A 12,876-nucleotide genomic window follows, 5' to 3' on the forward strand; every position below is an offset into this window, starting at 1 on the left:
ATGTCACGTCTTGGAGCCTGAAACCCACGATAGATAGCCGCCGATTGCTTTGTCAGCTATGCCTTCCATCGTTGCTGCTGGCACGGAACTCCATGGATCAGCCGCACCGCCGGGCACTTTTTCTTGCCCTTGTATGCGATGAAGGCGTGTTCCCGCCGGATCAAGGATGTCCCACACGTAGATTATCGTTGTCAGATTGCCATCGGGCAGGGCAGAGAAATAGCCCTTCATAATGTGGGTATTGTCCGTATCGCCAGCGGTGCCCAAAACGATACCTTTTTGCTTGGCAAGTGCCGAGAGGCGTTGGGACAGTGGTGTAGCAGCGGCAATAGGTGCGCCAACAATAGGCGCAAAACGCAGTTTAGCGGTCTGCGACACCCCTGTAGGCATTGCAGTTCCGGTGGCGGCCGGAGCCGTACCTGTGGTTGGCGTATTGCCTGGCACAGGAGCCGCTGCCGGGTCAGTTCCCGGCGCTCCTGTTGCACCACCTTGCGTCGGTGGCAGATCGGATTTGGTGACGCCCAAGGTATTTTCAGAGCTGTTGCACCCACTCAAAACGATCATCATGAAAGCGGTGACGGTGCAAGTCAGTGCGTTACGCAACTTCATCTTCACTCAAACCCCATTAAGCAACCGCAAAAGCGGCTTGATAAGCAAAGCTGACAAAAGTTTTATTTCACGATCAAGTCAAGAGGTTGGCGTGAAAGCGTTTCCGCCTTGCCATTGGTTGTAAGGTAGGTCTGGCCCAATGTCATGGCCGTATTGCTGTCGGAGTCCATGATAATCATATGGGCGAACAAGGTCATATCCGGCTGGATACGTTCAGGGTTGCCCGAATAGAACATGGGCATGTCCATCCAAGACGGCGTGAAGCGGGCGCCGACTGAATAGCCGCATGCATTGAGGCGGTGGCGGGTCAGCTCGTGCTCTTCCATTACCTTGGCATGCGCATCAAACACATCACCAAAGGTGGAATCCGGCGTCATGGCCGCTTCAACAGCCTGCAGCGCTTCGAGTGCAGCGTCGTAAAGCTCCTGGTGGCGTTTCGATGCCTTGCCCGTCAGGACGGTGCGCATCATTGGCGCATGATAATGTCGATAGACACCCGACCATTCGAGCGTCAGCTGGTCATTTTTCGTAAGCTTGCGCCTGCCAGCCTTATAACGGCAGAGCAATGCATCATCGCCGGAACCGATGATGAATTCGTTGGCCGGATAATCGCCGCCGCCAGCAAAAATTGCTCCCTGCATGGCAGCTAGAATGGCGCCTTCATCCGCGCCTGCCTTTATTAGTTTCAAAGCTGCGGTGAGAGCATCGTCGCCGAGTTCGGCAGCCTTGCGGCTATAGACGATTTCAGCTGGACTCTTGAGAACACGAAGCTTGTCCACAAGTCCGGATGCATCCACGAGTTGGCCAAAGGCGGCAAGCTGCTCATCCAACTTTCGACCATTGGCCGCTGTTAAACCGTGCGTTTGATATTCAATACCGATGCGACAGCCCAGCAGATCAAGGTCATTGAGCAGTTCGCGCAAATCCGCCGCCGGATTGGCATTGTCCCGATCTGCCCAAACAATGATGTTTTCAATATTGGAGGTCTGCCGCGCCTGCCGCAAATCGGCCGAGCGGGTCATCAGCACATTACTACCATCGGCTTTGACAACGAGGCATTGGAAGAAGCAAAAGCCAAAAGTATCGTAGCCGGTCAACCAATACATGCTTTCCTGTGCAAAGAGCAGGATCGCATCAAGCTTTTGCTCGGCCATGACCATCATCAAACGATCACGGCGCGCATTGCATTCTTCCGGTTCGAAATGAAGGCCCATAATGCTACTCCGTAATTGTAATGGCCGATATCTGCCGGCCATAATCTGGTTCGTTGCGGTGCGTGGTGCGGCGATAGGAAAAGAACTGGTCTTCATCAGCATAGGTACACAGTTCAAGTGCTGAAGCATTTACACCTGCCTGCTCAAGCTGTGTGATTATGAATGCCCAAAGATCAAACATCTTATGGTTTTCATTGGTTGATTCGCGGAAAAATTTACTGAATGACGAATTCGTTAAGACGAATTGCTCGTAGAATTCCTGGCCCACTTCGTAATTGTCGGGACCAATGGTAGGTCCCAGAACAGCTTGGATACGATCACGTTTGGCACCAAGCCCGATCATGGCCTCGACCGTGTTGCCCAGCACGCCACCAATGGCGCCACGCCAACCGGCATGAGCCGCGCCGATGACCCCAGCGTCCGGGTCGGCGAAAAGAATTGGACCGCAGTCGGCCGACAATGCGCCTATCACTATACCGGGCGTGGCCGTTACCATAGCGTCGGCTTTGGGCCGGTCTCCAGTGAGGGGAGACGTCACGGTTATGACGTCCGGCGAATGCACCTGATGCACTGTCACAAGTTTAGAAAGTGGCACGCCTAACGTTTCTGCAACCCGCCGTCGGTTTTCCGTGACATTGACTTGATTGTCATTGGAGCCGCTACCGACGTTCAGGCCGCGATAGATACCATCAGAGACGCCACCTCTTCTGGTGAAAAATCCATGATCGATTCGGTTTTGCCCGGGTGAGCCCAGCAGGGAAGAACGCAGTGGTGCTGGTTTTTCGTACGTGTTCATCGTGGAGTGGTTTCTCCCAAAGGCTGCGGATGGTGATTTAGCTCTCGGACGAAGTCAATCTTCCGTTTCATTTTGTCTGAAAAGGAAATGTATGGGTGGCAGGATCTGTTATACACAGAACCTTGAATAAAGTTCCCATCTCGGTGGGTCCGGCTAGACGTTCAACATCAATATGCAGTTGCTCCTGAACGTCGGGAGATTTGCCTTGCCCTAAAGCACCGGCGCGGTCCAACAACCCCATGGCAATGAGAAAATCGCCTTGTGTCATTGCGCTGGATTTGCACCCTTCAGCACGGGCAGATTGCGCGAGACTATGAAAGTCGACGTGGGTCGTTATGTCCGCTGCGCCCGGCGTGCTAAGGGCATTGATCGGCCTGTGCTGGCTCAATGCCTGCAAAGTGTCGCCATAACCTTGTTCCAGGTGGCCATAATCAACAAGCAATGCTGCTCCGCGTTCGCGGCAAATATGGTTGGCGATCTGATGCATGAGCGCGTTGCGAGCGGGAGCGATTTCAAAAATACTGCCATCTGCCGCAGTATCGCTGCTGCCGGGCAACAGGGCCTTTTCAAGAGAACCAGAGCCTGCAGCAAAAAACAGATTGCCCTCACTGTCGGCAGAAACCATTCTTTCGACAAAGCGACCATTTGATTTCACATATTGCCTTGATGGGATTGCGTCGAAAAGTTCATTGGCAACAAGGATGAGCGGGTTCGCCGGAATTTCGGCGATAGTTTTACGCCATTCGATGTCTGCTGTGTGCTGCGCCAGCGCTTCTTGCTGAATTTTGGTCAACCGCTCGCTAAGTTCAACCATTATTACCTTGGCCGCCTTCATAAAGGCGGGCGAAATTTTTCCGGCGGTGCGTAAAAGATCGTTCATTAAGGTCCCGCGGCCGGGCCCCACTTCACAAAGGCTGAAATGTTGCGGAGACCCTAGTGCTTGCCAGGCTCCAACGCACCAGACACCAATGAGTTCGCCGAACATTTGGCTGACTTCCGGGGCGGTGATAAAATCGCCACTTCTGCCGAAGGGTTCTTGTGTTGTGTAGTAGCCATTATCCCGATCGAACAGGCACAAAGCCATGTAATCTGCCACGCTGATCGGACCCGTTGTCTCGATCTGCCGGATAATGCGCTGCTTTAAACTCATCGTTGCGTTTTTACCTCAGGGTTGCGCGCGGACAAGATAAACGCCAGACCAATAATGACCATTGGGATTGAAAGCACCATGCCCATCGTCAACCAGCCGCCAAAAAGATAGCCGAGTTGAGCATCCGGCTCGCGGAAAAACTCGACAAAAATACGAGACAATCCATAGAGCGCCACAAATGTGCCCGAGATAAAACGGGGGCTTTTTAGTTTGCGGCCATAGAAGATCAGTACTGCAAGCACCGCAAACAGCACGATACCTTCAAGTGCGGCTTCATAAAGCTGGCTTGGATGACGTACTACAGGTCCTCCCGTCGGAAAAACCATTCCCCACGGCACATCTGTCTCTCGGCCCCACAACTCACTATTGATAAAGTTTGCTACGCGAACGAGACCAAGGCCGACCGGTACACCGGCGGCAACAGTATCAAGCATGCTGGATATATTGATTTTGCGCGAGCGGGCAAAAAGTACCATTGCGAGTGTCGTGCCCAGCATGCCGCCATGAAATGACATTCCGCCTTCCCAAACCTTGAATATGTCCAAAGGATTGGCGATGTATTTGGCAAAATCGTAGAAGAGAATGTAGCCAATACGGCCACCCAGAACTACACCCAGTGCGGCCCACAAGACGAAATCGTCGAGATCTATGGGCTTCATTGGCGGGGTATTGTTTGCCCAAAGTCGTGGCTTGCTGATGAGTTTCTTGGCGTACCACCAAGCAAAAAGAATACCGACCACATAGCCAAGTCCATACCAGTGTACCGCTATGGGACCTATGGAAAAGATAACCGGATCGATCTCGGGGAAAGCTATCGCAGCAAATGTCGGTACAAGTAGCTCGCTCACAAGGACACTCCGTCTCGGTTTTCTCGATTTTGCGGGACCATGCGCGAGGGCGTGATAGGCGTCAAGCCGCATCTGCGGTAACATTTGTGCGGGCTGGCTTAGCGCTAACTTGCTTGCAATCATTATAAGTGGTCATTATTTGAATGGTGAAACCAGAAAGGTATCTGCAATGACCAATGGATCAAATCGCGTTCTCGATGAACTGGCAAAGCTCGTTACAGATGCTGCCGGTGCTGCCCAAGGCGTGCGCCGCGAAGTTGAAACCGCATTTCGAGGTCAGGCGGAGCGTCTGCTCAATACAATGGACGTTGTCCAGCGTGAAGATTTTGAAGCTGTGCGTGAAATGGCAATAAGGGCCCGGGCGGAGAATACAGCCCTCCAAGCACGTATCGAGGCCTTGGAGGCGCTGGTTGGCAAAAAGGACGAATCGGCGAAGCCCACCTCATCGCGTGCCAAAAAGGCTTAGTGCCTTTTTGAAATTATCTAGGCAATGTCGTCTTCGGCCAAGCTTTCTTCACCGTCGGCGATTGCCTCTTCTTCCGTACCATAAGGGCCGACCTTCGGTCCTTCTACGCCGTCTTTAGTGACGACATAATACCAGTTGCCATCATCGTTTTTTTGTACGGCTTTGACTGTTGGTTCAGTTGCATCGGACATGCTCGTTCTCCTGTTTGACCGTTCCAGACTCCCGCGAGAGCCGCGTTGGAAATGACAAGCTAAGACGTTTTGATATCGACTATATGACGAAGTTTTTTAGGCCCTAATCCATTCGGGTCCGCTGATAGTCCCGCTTTGGCCGTTTTTCTCTCCCGCGGACCACTATCCCCAAAATAAATCTTAAGTATTTATCAACAGGTGGAAATCGCCGAAAACTGTTTCCTTAGAGTCAGTTAAAGCGACCAAGTGAATCTTTTTCCTAACTTCTGTCCACACCCATTCTCGTCAATTGGTCAAAAGGGGACTGGCGCTGTGACTCAGCATCAATACACTGAAATTACTGCATGATTCGTTTCAGTGTTCATGCAGCGGTCCGTAAGTTCATGGCCGCAACCCGGTTGGTGTGTTCTGCCTGCCGGTGAGTTTAAAAAATGTTACCGCATTCAGCGTGGGTCTATGTTGACGTGCAGAAAACATTTGGTGTGCTTGGTTTGGGTGCGCTGTATCTCCCGCAGCGTTATACGAGATTCGATTTAGCAGGTAATGGCGATGAGCCTTCTGGAACTAGAGATTGCGCGTGACTTACATCCCGTAGATGTGATCGAGCACGTTGCCCATGCAAACGAATGGGCATTTGAGCGCACCGGTGAAGATGAGATTGCGATTACGGTCGAAGGTAGCTGGACCGATTACCAGATATCCTTTTCTTGGATGGAAGACTTTGAAGCCCTGCATCTGGCCTGTGCTTTCGATATCGCCATCAGCGAGCCTCGCATCAATGAAGTGATGCGGCTTCTCTCATTGGTCAATGAGCAATTGCTGATGGGACATTTTGATCTCTGGAGGCAGGAGGGTGCGGTCATGTATCGCCAGTCCCTGCTTCTTTCCGGCGGTGCCGAGCCTACCAGTAAACAGGTTGAAGTTTTGCTTTCGAGTGCGCTCGATGCATGCGAAACCTATTTTCAGGCTTTCCAGTTTGTCGTCTGGTCCGGCTCAACAGCGCGGGAATCGCTCGACAGCATTTTGTTCGAAACCGTTGGATCAGCCTGATTTTCCTGAAATGGGCTAGGCGGTGGAGTTGAGAAATCATGACCATCAGTTTTGATGATTTCGAGAAAGTCGATATTCGCGTCGGGACTATTATAGAGGCGGAAATATTCCCCGAAGCGCGTAAGCCCGCATTCAAATTACGGATCGATTTTGGTTCAGAGATCGGTATCAAAAAATCCTCCGCCCAAATTACCAAGCGACACACATTGGAAGAGCTAAGGGGAAAGCAGGTCATGGCTGTGGTCAATTTCCCGCCACGCCAGATCGGTCCCTTCATGTCAGAGGTATTGACGCTTGGTTTTCCCGATGAAGCCGGTGACGTTGTTCTAGCTACCGTGAGCCATACGGTTCCGAATGGCGGCAAATTGTTTTAAGCAACGTGTTCTCGTCAGGCTGGAACTTTGACTATCGCACGTAAGCCGTTCTTAGGGCTGTCTTCAAGCGTAATATCGCCGCCATGACTACGAGCGATATCCAAGGCGATTGCAAGTCCCAGGCCAGTGCCGCCTGCGTCCTGGTTGCGGGCCTGGTCAAGCCTGAAGAATGGTTTGAAGACCTCATCACGCATTTCTTTCGGGATACCTGGCCCATCGTCATCGATGGTCAGTATCAGCCAGCCATCGCGATGATCGGCTGCGACAAAAACATTCTGCGCATAGCGGAAGGAATTTGAAACAAGATTGGTGATCAATCGCGAAAACGCGTTGGGGCGGACATGAATTTCCGGTTGTCCGCGAATGGTAGAGGTGAATCCCCGTTTGAGCAGTATCGCTTCTTCCTTGAGTTTGGCGAATAGGCGCTCAAGATTGAAGACGCCGGTCTCTTCGTCAGCCTCGCCCCGTGCGAATGAAAGGTAGCCTTCTAGCATTGACTGCATGTCGTCTATGTCTTGTTCCATCGCTTCGGTATCGACCCTGTTGCTCACCAGTGCCAGTTGAAGCTTAAAGCGGGTCAAAATGGTTCGCAGGTCATGACTGACGCCGCTGAGCATTGTTGTACGCTGCTCAATTTGCCTTTCGATACGTTCACGCATGACAATAAAGGCCGCACCAGCGCGCCTCACTTCTTCGGCGCCGCGGGGCTTGAAGTTTGGCGGCGGTGCTCGTCCTTTACCGAAACTGTCTGCGGCAGTGGCCAATTGCTGGATTGGTTTAATCTGATTGCGCAGAAACAGGATCGCAATAGCCAGCAACACAAGGGCTGAACCAGCCATCCATACCAGGAAGATCAACGTGTTGGATGCATAAGCCTGACTACGTCGTGCAAAGACGCGCAAAACCTTGTCCTCGAGTTGTATTCGAATTTCTACCAAATCCGAATCCCCGATCGTATCGATCCAGAACGGTCGATTAATCTGCTTGGTGATTTCTTCACTCAGAATATTGTCGAGAATGGAATAGAACGGTTTGGGACCGGGCGCGGGGAGCGGGTCGGGTGGCAATATGGATATGTTAAGAGCTAAACGTTCGCGCGAAATGCGGATCAGGTTCTCGTAGCCCGAATCTTGGGGAAACGTGTCCATCAGATCAATGATGCCGGAAATATCCCGCACCACGGCAGTCGAAAGACGCTGAGTCACTGTCTGCCAATGGCGTTCCATGAACACAAACGCAATAAGCGATTGTAACAGCACCATTGGCGCAATGATGATGATCAACGAACGGGCATAGAGCCTTTTGGGCATCCAGCGGGCCAGCCAACGCGTCAGCTTTCGCCAAGGACCAAGCAATGTGCTTCGTTTGCGCCGCCAATGGCGTTTCTTTACGGCCAATGCGCGATCTGCGGCGTCCGGGGGGCTCATTACATCGATATCCGCTTGCGCTTCCTGCTTTGCGTGTTCGTTATTCAACACTCAACTTATAGCCAACGCCTCGTACTGTCTGCAACCAAACCGGATTTGCAGGATCGTTCTCGATCTTGCGACGCAGGCGATTTATCTGAACGTCGATTGTCCGCTCACCTACGTCTCCTTCCTGTCCGGTCAGTTCGTGACGTGGAACAGTTTCACCCGCGCGGGCAGCGAAAATCGCCATGATGTCCTGTTCGCGATCGGTGAGACGAATCAAATCCCCTGACCGTTTCAGCTCGCGTTTTGCTATGACGAATGTGTAGGGTCCAAATACGATCTGCTCGATCTTCGCCTGTGTAGCGGGAGCGCCACGCCGCAGAATATTGTTGATGCGGAGTATCAGTTCACGCGGATCGAATGGCTTGGGCAGATAATCGTCTGCGCCCGCTTCGAGACCGGTAATGCGGCTGTCTGTTTCCGAGAGCGCGGTAAGCATGAGAATCGGAACGTTTTTTTCCTGACGCAGAGCCTGAGTCAAAGCGATACCGCTTTCGCCCGGCATCATAACATCGAGGATGAGCAGATCATAATCTATGCCGGCAAGCTTTCGTCTTGCCTCGTCGGCATTGGCCGCTACCGTAATGCGAAAGCCGCTGCCTGTCAGATATTGGGACAGTAGATTTCGAATTCTGGTATCGTCATCAACGATCAGCAAATGTGGGGCATCGTCCGACAGCGTGAGATCGCTGCTAACGGGTGTTTTTTCTGTATCCTGTACCATGCATCCCCTCTTCACCAAGTGGAACCTATATCTATCCTGACTTCGGCAGGCTGTCGATCTGTTGCCACTGTGCGGGATTTACCATGGCTTTGAGAAAATGCTCAATCACCGCCCGGTCGCTTGGATCGAGCTGTTCCAATGCATTGGCAATGCGGCGTGATTGCGGTGCTGCCAATTCAAGTGCAAGCGCACGCCCCTGATGCGTGGGGTAGAGTTCGCGCTGCCGTCGATCGCGCGGCCCTTGTATCTGCACAATGTGGCCGGTGTCGATCAATTGCTTGAGGACGCGCGCCAAGCTTTGCTTGGTGATCTTTAAAACTTCCAGCAATTCTGCAACGGTCATGCCGGGCTTTCGATTGACGAAATAGAGAACACGGTGGTGCGCCCGCCCGAAAGTAAGCTTCTCCAGTATCATATCCGGGTCGGCGGTAAAGTCGCGATAGGCAAAGAAGAACAGCTCGATAATATCGAGTTCCTTGGCGTGCTGCTCGGTCAGGGCTGTCTCAATGTGCCTATCTGGTGTATAAGATTTCATGCAAGGTCCCCGGTCTTGGAAAAGATTATGTCAGCGTTGTTGACTTAATTTTAGACTGCTGATAATTTTTGGCAAGCTGTTGGCTGCATTTTGAATGAATCGAAAAGCCAATACGTGTTTCTGGAAACTTTCCGTAATGAAACGCCTATTGGTGCTGAAGGGCAATGGTACACCAATTGGGAAGCGGGACCAGTTGGCGGAAGGCAAATCCCCGTAAAACATCAGGATAAGGCCTGGAGGAAAACATGGCATCCGTTCCATTCGATCAGCTTGAAGGTTACATCTGGATGAATGGCGAATTTGTTCGCTGGGCAGATGCAAAGGTCCATGTACTTACACATGGCCTCCACTATGCAAGCTCTGTGTTTGAAGGTGAGCGTGCCTATGGTGGCGAAATTTTCAAGCTGAACGAACATACGGAACGGTTGCACGAATCCGCGCGAATTCTTGGCTTTACGATTCCCTATTCTGTTGACGAGCTTAACGATGCCTGCCGGAAGCTTTTGGCGAAGCAGGGTTTTCAAGATGCTTATGTGCGTCCGATTGCATGGCGCGGAAGCGAGTCCATGGGCGTTTCGGCGCAAGCGAACAAGATCAATGTTGCGATCGCGATCTGGCAATGGCCGAGCTACTTTGATCCAGCGCAAAAGCTGAAAGGTATCAGGCTCGATATGGCTGAATACCGCCGTCCAGATCCCAAGACCGCGCCTTCTAAATCAAAGGCTGCCGGTCTTTACATGATCTGCACGATCTCAAAGCATGCGGCTGAAGCAAAAGGCTATGCAGATGCATTGATGCTGGATTGGCGCGGGCAGGTGGCTGAGGCGACGGGGGCCAATGTGTTCTTCGTGAAGAACGGCGTAATTCATACGCCAAAACCTGACTGTTTCCTGGACGGGATTACGCGGCGTACGGTTATCGATCTTGCCAAGCGCAGAGGTTATGAAGTTATCGAGCGGGTAATCATGCCCGAAGAGATGGCAGACTTTGAGCAATGTTTCCTGACAGGAACTGCTGCTGAAGTTACGCCCGTATCTGAGATTGGTTCATACAAATTCACGGTAGGCGAAATCGCCATTAACTTGATGAATGACTACGCTGCAGAAGTAACGCCCAAGAAAGTCGCAGCAGAATAACCGCAATTTTCGGTCAACATTACAAGCCTGATACAAATCGATTGTGGTATCAGGCTGTTTGACATTGCTTAAAACTTAGTCATCATGATGTATGTCAGGCATGAGTCTGACGTTGAAACGTTGACGGGGTGTCCATTATGGAAGCGCTTCTTCCTATCGTTATCCAGCTTATCTCTGGTGGTGTCGGCGGCAATATTGTCGGCGGTCTTCTTAAAAATCTCAGCCTTGGTACAACCGGTAATACTGTCGCAGGCGGTGTTGGCGGATTGATTGGCGGTTATCTAACCCAATATCTGGGTGCAGGTGGCGCAGCAGTCGTTGCGGATGCGGTTGCATCTTCCGGGCTCGATATTGGTGCTATTGTCGGCCAAATTGCAGGCGGTGGTATTGGCGGTATCATCTTGACCGCAATTGTGGGAGCCATAAAGAACTCAATGGCCAAGACCTGATCATTGCTAGATGAAGATTTGTTGGGGCGGTCGCTTAGACCGCCCTTTTCATTTGGTATGCTGTTACATTAGGTTCTTTGCGGTTTGATCAGTGAATGACATAGGATTTAGATATTATGGGACAATTGCAGGCCGGTATTATTCCCGTCACGGCCTTTCAACAAAACTGCACCATTCTTTTCGACAGCGATGACAAGCGGGGTGTGCTTATTGACCCGGGTGGGGACAATGATCAGGTGCTTCACGCCATTCAGTCAAATGGGATCATAATCGAGGCAATCTGGCTGACCCATGGTCATATTGATCATGCCGCTGGTGCCATGGATATGAAAGAAGCACTGGCTGTTGATATTGTTGGACCGCATGAGGCCGACCGTTTTTTATTGGAAAGCTTGGAAGAAAAGGCGCTTCAATACGGAATCTCGGGGAATGTGCGCAATTGCACACCGGATCGCTGGCTAAGCGACGGAGACACAGTGTCGTTTGGTGATCATTTGTTTGAAGTCCTGCATTGTCCGGGACATGCTCCTGGTCACGTTGTATATTACAATAAGAAAGCCAAGTTCGCTCACGTTGGAGATGTGCTTTTTAACGGTTCCGTTGGACGGACTGATCTGCCTGGCGGCGATCACGCTGTGTTAATCAATTCAATCACGACAAAACTTCTGCCGCTGGGGGATGATATCGGGTTTATCTGCGGTCACGGTCCGGGTGGAAGATTTGGGGAAGAGCGTCGTACCAACCCGTTTTTGAACGACTAAATGAAAACCGCCGGAATGACCGGCGGTTTTAGTTCAAAATTTAGTTTGCGTTACAGAAATAGTCACGTCCGTCATAGCCGCGGAATGTTCCTGTTTCCGGATTGAAAGACCGATAACGATCCGTGCAATAGCGATACCAAGCGCGAGTCCAAGGCTGAGCCGATCCATAATAGCGCGGTGCTTCGACCTGGCGGTACACTCGAACCGGAGCCCTGTATGTGGGACGGTCGTCATAGTCACGATAAATCACTTCCGGTTCGCGCGGTTGCGCAAGTGCACCACCAATCAGCGCACCGGCTGCAAGCCCAATAGCCCCGGCAGCCAGAGCGTCACCGCCGCGGTGATGATGACGATAACCACGATCATAATGACGCCAGCGATGATCAGCTGACGCTGACGACAGTGGTGCGATGACGGTCGCAGCTACAGCAGTTGCAAGAATGGCAATTTTCATACCCTTATTCATCTGTGCCTCCTTGAAGCATCTTGGCGATTTTCTACGCCGCTTGATTATTTTGGGTCGCGATCACCTGGACCGCCAACCGTAATGTTGTTTTAACCATCTCAGAATGAATGCAGGCTGAACGGCGACCAAGGCAGTTTGTTCCTTGCTGATCCAGTCAAACATTGTTCCGGAGGGGGGAACAGGACACATGATTTCAGCAATTCCAAGGCGCGATAAAGATACTTGAAACCAATCTGACGAGTTGGTTTCAAATTCTTGGTCAAATAGATTGAAATCCCCGTGCGAAAAGGGGATTTCAACAAATGTTATTCAAGCATAGATCGCTCAGGCCCGCCCCGTTTGGCGGGCTAAAATGGCAGTGCGGTTACAGAATTTACTCTGTAATCGAGATATTCACTGCTTTTGGGCCCTTACCACGGCGATCTGGCTCTGTATCGAACGAAACTTTCTGATTGTCTGCAAGATCTGTAAGCCCGGATGCCTGTACTGCAGAGATGTGAACGAAAATATCCGCTGCTCCGTCATCCGGCTTGATAAAGCCAAAACCTTTTTCGCTGTTGAAGAATTTGACCGTACCGGTCTGTGCCATGCTCAGTTCCTTTTTCTAAATTACCGCGTTCCCCTCCGGGTTTGCG

At 51.5% G+C, this 12,876-nt stretch carries 17 protein-coding genes; 6 read left to right on the forward strand and 11 right to left on the reverse strand.

What is annotated here, in order from left to right; genetic code table 11:
* Nucleotides 1–3: 3 nt before the first annotated feature.
* The 5 genes from ACTJI9_RS01325 to lgt form a co-directional block, all read right to left on the reverse strand.
* Entirely contained in the window at nt 4–609 is a 606-nt protein-coding gene (locus ACTJI9_RS01325; RefSeq protein WP_336439708.1) for a hypothetical protein, read from the reverse strand.
* 62 nt (nt 610–671) lie between these two features.
* Nucleotides 672–1,823, reverse strand: a complete 1,152-nt coding sequence (locus tag ACTJI9_RS01330; RefSeq protein WP_440805533.1) for a M24 family metallopeptidase — start codon at nt 1,821–1,823, stop codon at nt 672–674.
* Between the two features lie 4 nt (nt 1,824–1,827).
* Nucleotides 1,828–2,619, reverse strand: coding sequence for a peptidoglycan editing factor PgeF (gene pgeF, locus ACTJI9_RS01335; RefSeq protein ID WP_440805536.1), 792 nt, complete (start codon nt 2,617–2,619; stop codon nt 1,828–1,830).
* Between the two features lie 67 nt (nt 2,620–2,686).
* Nucleotides 2,687–3,769, reverse strand: coding sequence for a class I SAM-dependent methyltransferase (locus ACTJI9_RS01340; protein WP_336439709.1), 1,083 nt, complete (start codon nt 3,767–3,769; stop codon nt 2,687–2,689).
* Complete coding sequence (lgt, locus tag ACTJI9_RS01345) at nt 3,766–4,617, reverse strand: prolipoprotein diacylglyceryl transferase (RefSeq protein ID WP_307279546.1); 852 nt, start codon at nt 4,615–4,617, stop codon at nt 3,766–3,768. The genes ACTJI9_RS01340 and lgt overlap by 4 nt, the downstream gene beginning before the upstream one ends.
* 169 nt (nt 4,618–4,786) lie before the next feature.
* Here lgt and ACTJI9_RS01350 point away from each other — a divergent pair, with 169 nt between their 5' ends.
* The gene (locus ACTJI9_RS01350) at nt 4,787–5,083 is read left to right on the forward strand and encodes an accessory factor UbiK family protein (RefSeq protein ID WP_115053225.1); all 297 of its coding nucleotides are present in this window, start codon (nt 4,787–4,789) and stop codon (nt 5,081–5,083) included.
* A gap of 17 nt (nt 5,084–5,100) precedes the next feature.
* Here the strand turns inward: ACTJI9_RS01350 and ACTJI9_RS01355 are convergent, their stop codons facing one another.
* Nucleotides 5,101–5,274, reverse strand: a complete 174-nt coding sequence (locus tag ACTJI9_RS01355) for a hypothetical protein (RefSeq protein ID WP_162802460.1) — start codon at nt 5,272–5,274, stop codon at nt 5,101–5,103.
* A gap of 549 nt (nt 5,275–5,823) precedes the next feature.
* Between ACTJI9_RS01355 and ACTJI9_RS01360 the strand changes: the two genes are divergently transcribed.
* Both ACTJI9_RS01360 and ACTJI9_RS01365 read left to right on the forward strand, forming a co-directional pair.
* Nucleotides 5,824–6,324, forward strand: a complete 501-nt coding sequence (locus tag ACTJI9_RS01360) for a YbjN domain-containing protein (protein ID WP_115052418.1) — start codon at nt 5,824–5,826, stop codon at nt 6,322–6,324.
* Between the two features lie 38 nt (nt 6,325–6,362).
* Entirely contained in the window at nt 6,363–6,698 is a 336-nt protein-coding gene (locus ACTJI9_RS01365) for a tRNA-binding protein (RefSeq protein ID WP_115052419.1), read from the forward strand.
* Nucleotides 6,699–6,712: 14 nt separating this feature from the next.
* Here the strand turns inward: ACTJI9_RS01365 and ACTJI9_RS01370 are convergent, their stop codons facing one another.
* From ACTJI9_RS01370 to ACTJI9_RS01380, 3 genes are all read right to left on the reverse strand, one after another.
* Nucleotides 6,713–8,008 carry a sensor histidine kinase gene (locus tag ACTJI9_RS01370; protein ID WP_370878832.1) on the reverse strand — a complete coding sequence of 432 codons (1,296 nt, stop codon included), beginning with the start codon at nt 8,006–8,008 and terminating at the stop codon, nt 6,713–6,715.
* Nucleotides 8,009–8,165: 157 nt separating this feature from the next.
* Nucleotides 8,166–8,894, reverse strand: a complete 729-nt coding sequence (locus ACTJI9_RS01375; RefSeq protein ID WP_115052420.1) for a response regulator — start codon at nt 8,892–8,894, stop codon at nt 8,166–8,168.
* A 31-nt stretch (nt 8,895–8,925) separates the two neighbouring features.
* On the reverse strand, nt 8,926–9,429 hold the full coding sequence (locus ACTJI9_RS01380) for a MarR family winged helix-turn-helix transcriptional regulator (protein WP_440805543.1): 504 nt from the start codon (nt 9,427–9,429) through the stop codon (nt 8,926–8,928).
* Nucleotides 9,430–9,674: 245 nt separating this feature from the next.
* On the opposite strand from ACTJI9_RS01380, the gene ACTJI9_RS01385 reads away from it, so the two are divergent.
* From ACTJI9_RS01385 to ACTJI9_RS01395, 3 genes are all read left to right on the forward strand, one after another.
* Nucleotides 9,675–10,565: a branched-chain amino acid aminotransferase gene (locus ACTJI9_RS01385; RefSeq protein WP_336439711.1), complete on the forward strand. Its 891-nt coding sequence runs from the start codon at nt 9,675–9,677 to the stop codon at nt 10,563–10,565.
* A gap of 137 nt (nt 10,566–10,702) precedes the next feature.
* Nucleotides 10,703–11,014 (forward strand): hypothetical protein, encoded by a 312-nt coding sequence (locus tag ACTJI9_RS01390; RefSeq protein WP_115052423.1) that lies wholly within the window; start codon nt 10,703–10,705, stop codon nt 11,012–11,014.
* Between the two features lie 116 nt (nt 11,015–11,130).
* Complete coding sequence (locus ACTJI9_RS01395; protein WP_440805547.1) at nt 11,131–11,775, forward strand: MBL fold metallo-hydrolase; 645 nt, start codon at nt 11,131–11,133, stop codon at nt 11,773–11,775.
* A gap of 40 nt (nt 11,776–11,815) precedes the next feature.
* Here the strand turns inward: ACTJI9_RS01395 and ACTJI9_RS01400 are convergent, their stop codons facing one another.
* Complete coding sequence (locus ACTJI9_RS01400) at nt 11,816–12,241, reverse strand: BA14K family protein (protein ID WP_115052425.1); 426 nt, start codon at nt 12,239–12,241, stop codon at nt 11,816–11,818.
* A 373-nt stretch (nt 12,242–12,614) separates the two neighbouring features.
* Nucleotides 12,615–12,830, reverse strand: coding sequence for a cold-shock protein (locus tag ACTJI9_RS01405; protein ID WP_008124224.1), 216 nt, complete (start codon nt 12,828–12,830; stop codon nt 12,615–12,617).
* Nucleotides 12,831–12,876: the final 46 nt, after the last annotated feature.

Source organism: Phyllobacterium sp. 22552, from assembly GCF_052044585.1.
Classification (GTDB): Bacteria; Pseudomonadota; Alphaproteobacteria; order Rhizobiales; family Rhizobiaceae; genus Phyllobacterium; species Phyllobacterium ifriqiyense.

Bases quoted from the DNA above. Each gene is read 5' to 3' on its own strand.
- ACTJI9_RS01380 (WP_440805543.1), bottom strand. From the start codon at position 9,429: ATGAAATCTTATACACCAGATAGGCACATTGAGACAGCCCTGACCGAG.
- ACTJI9_RS01355 (WP_162802460.1), bottom strand. From the start codon at position 5,274: ATGTCCGATGCAACTGAACCAACAGTCAAAGCCGTACAAAAAAACGAT.
- ACTJI9_RS01370 (WP_370878832.1), bottom strand. From the start codon at position 8,008: ATGCCCAAAAGGCTCTATGCCCGTTCGTTGATCATCATCATTGCGCCA.
- ACTJI9_RS01405 (WP_008124224.1), bottom strand. From the start codon at position 12,830: ATGGCACAGACCGGTACGGTCAAATTCTTCAACAGCGAAAAAGGTTTT.
- ACTJI9_RS01350 (WP_115053225.1), top strand. From the start codon at position 4,787: ATGACCAATGGATCAAATCGCGTTCTCGATGAACTGGCAAAGCTCGTT.
- pgeF (WP_440805536.1), bottom strand. From the start codon at position 2,619: ATGAACACGTACGAAAAACCAGCACCACTGCGTTCTTCCCTGCTGGGC.
- ACTJI9_RS01390 (WP_115052423.1), top strand. From the start codon at position 10,703: ATGGAAGCGCTTCTTCCTATCGTTATCCAGCTTATCTCTGGTGGTGTC.
- ACTJI9_RS01360 (WP_115052418.1), top strand. From the start codon at position 5,824: ATGAGCCTTCTGGAACTAGAGATTGCGCGTGACTTACATCCCGTAGAT.
- ACTJI9_RS01385 (WP_336439711.1), top strand. From the start codon at position 9,675: ATGGCATCCGTTCCATTCGATCAGCTTGAAGGTTACATCTGGATGAAT.
- ACTJI9_RS01400 (WP_115052425.1), bottom strand. From the start codon at position 12,241: ATGAATAAGGGTATGAAAATTGCCATTCTTGCAACTGCTGTAGCTGCG.
- ACTJI9_RS01395 (WP_440805547.1), top strand. From the start codon at position 11,131: ATGGGACAATTGCAGGCCGGTATTATTCCCGTCACGGCCTTTCAACAA.
- ACTJI9_RS01330 (WP_440805533.1), bottom strand. From the start codon at position 1,823: ATGGGCCTTCATTTCGAACCGGAAGAATGCAATGCGCGCCGTGATCGT.
- ACTJI9_RS01325 (WP_336439708.1), bottom strand. From the start codon at position 609: ATGAAGTTGCGTAACGCACTGACTTGCACCGTCACCGCTTTCATGATG.
- ACTJI9_RS01340 (WP_336439709.1), bottom strand. From the start codon at position 3,769: ATGAGTTTAAAGCAGCGCATTATCCGGCAGATCGAGACAACGGGTCCG.
- ACTJI9_RS01375 (WP_115052420.1), bottom strand. From the start codon at position 8,894: ATGGTACAGGATACAGAAAAAACACCCGTTAGCAGCGATCTCACGCTG.
- ACTJI9_RS01365 (WP_115052419.1), top strand. From the start codon at position 6,363: ATGACCATCAGTTTTGATGATTTCGAGAAAGTCGATATTCGCGTCGGG.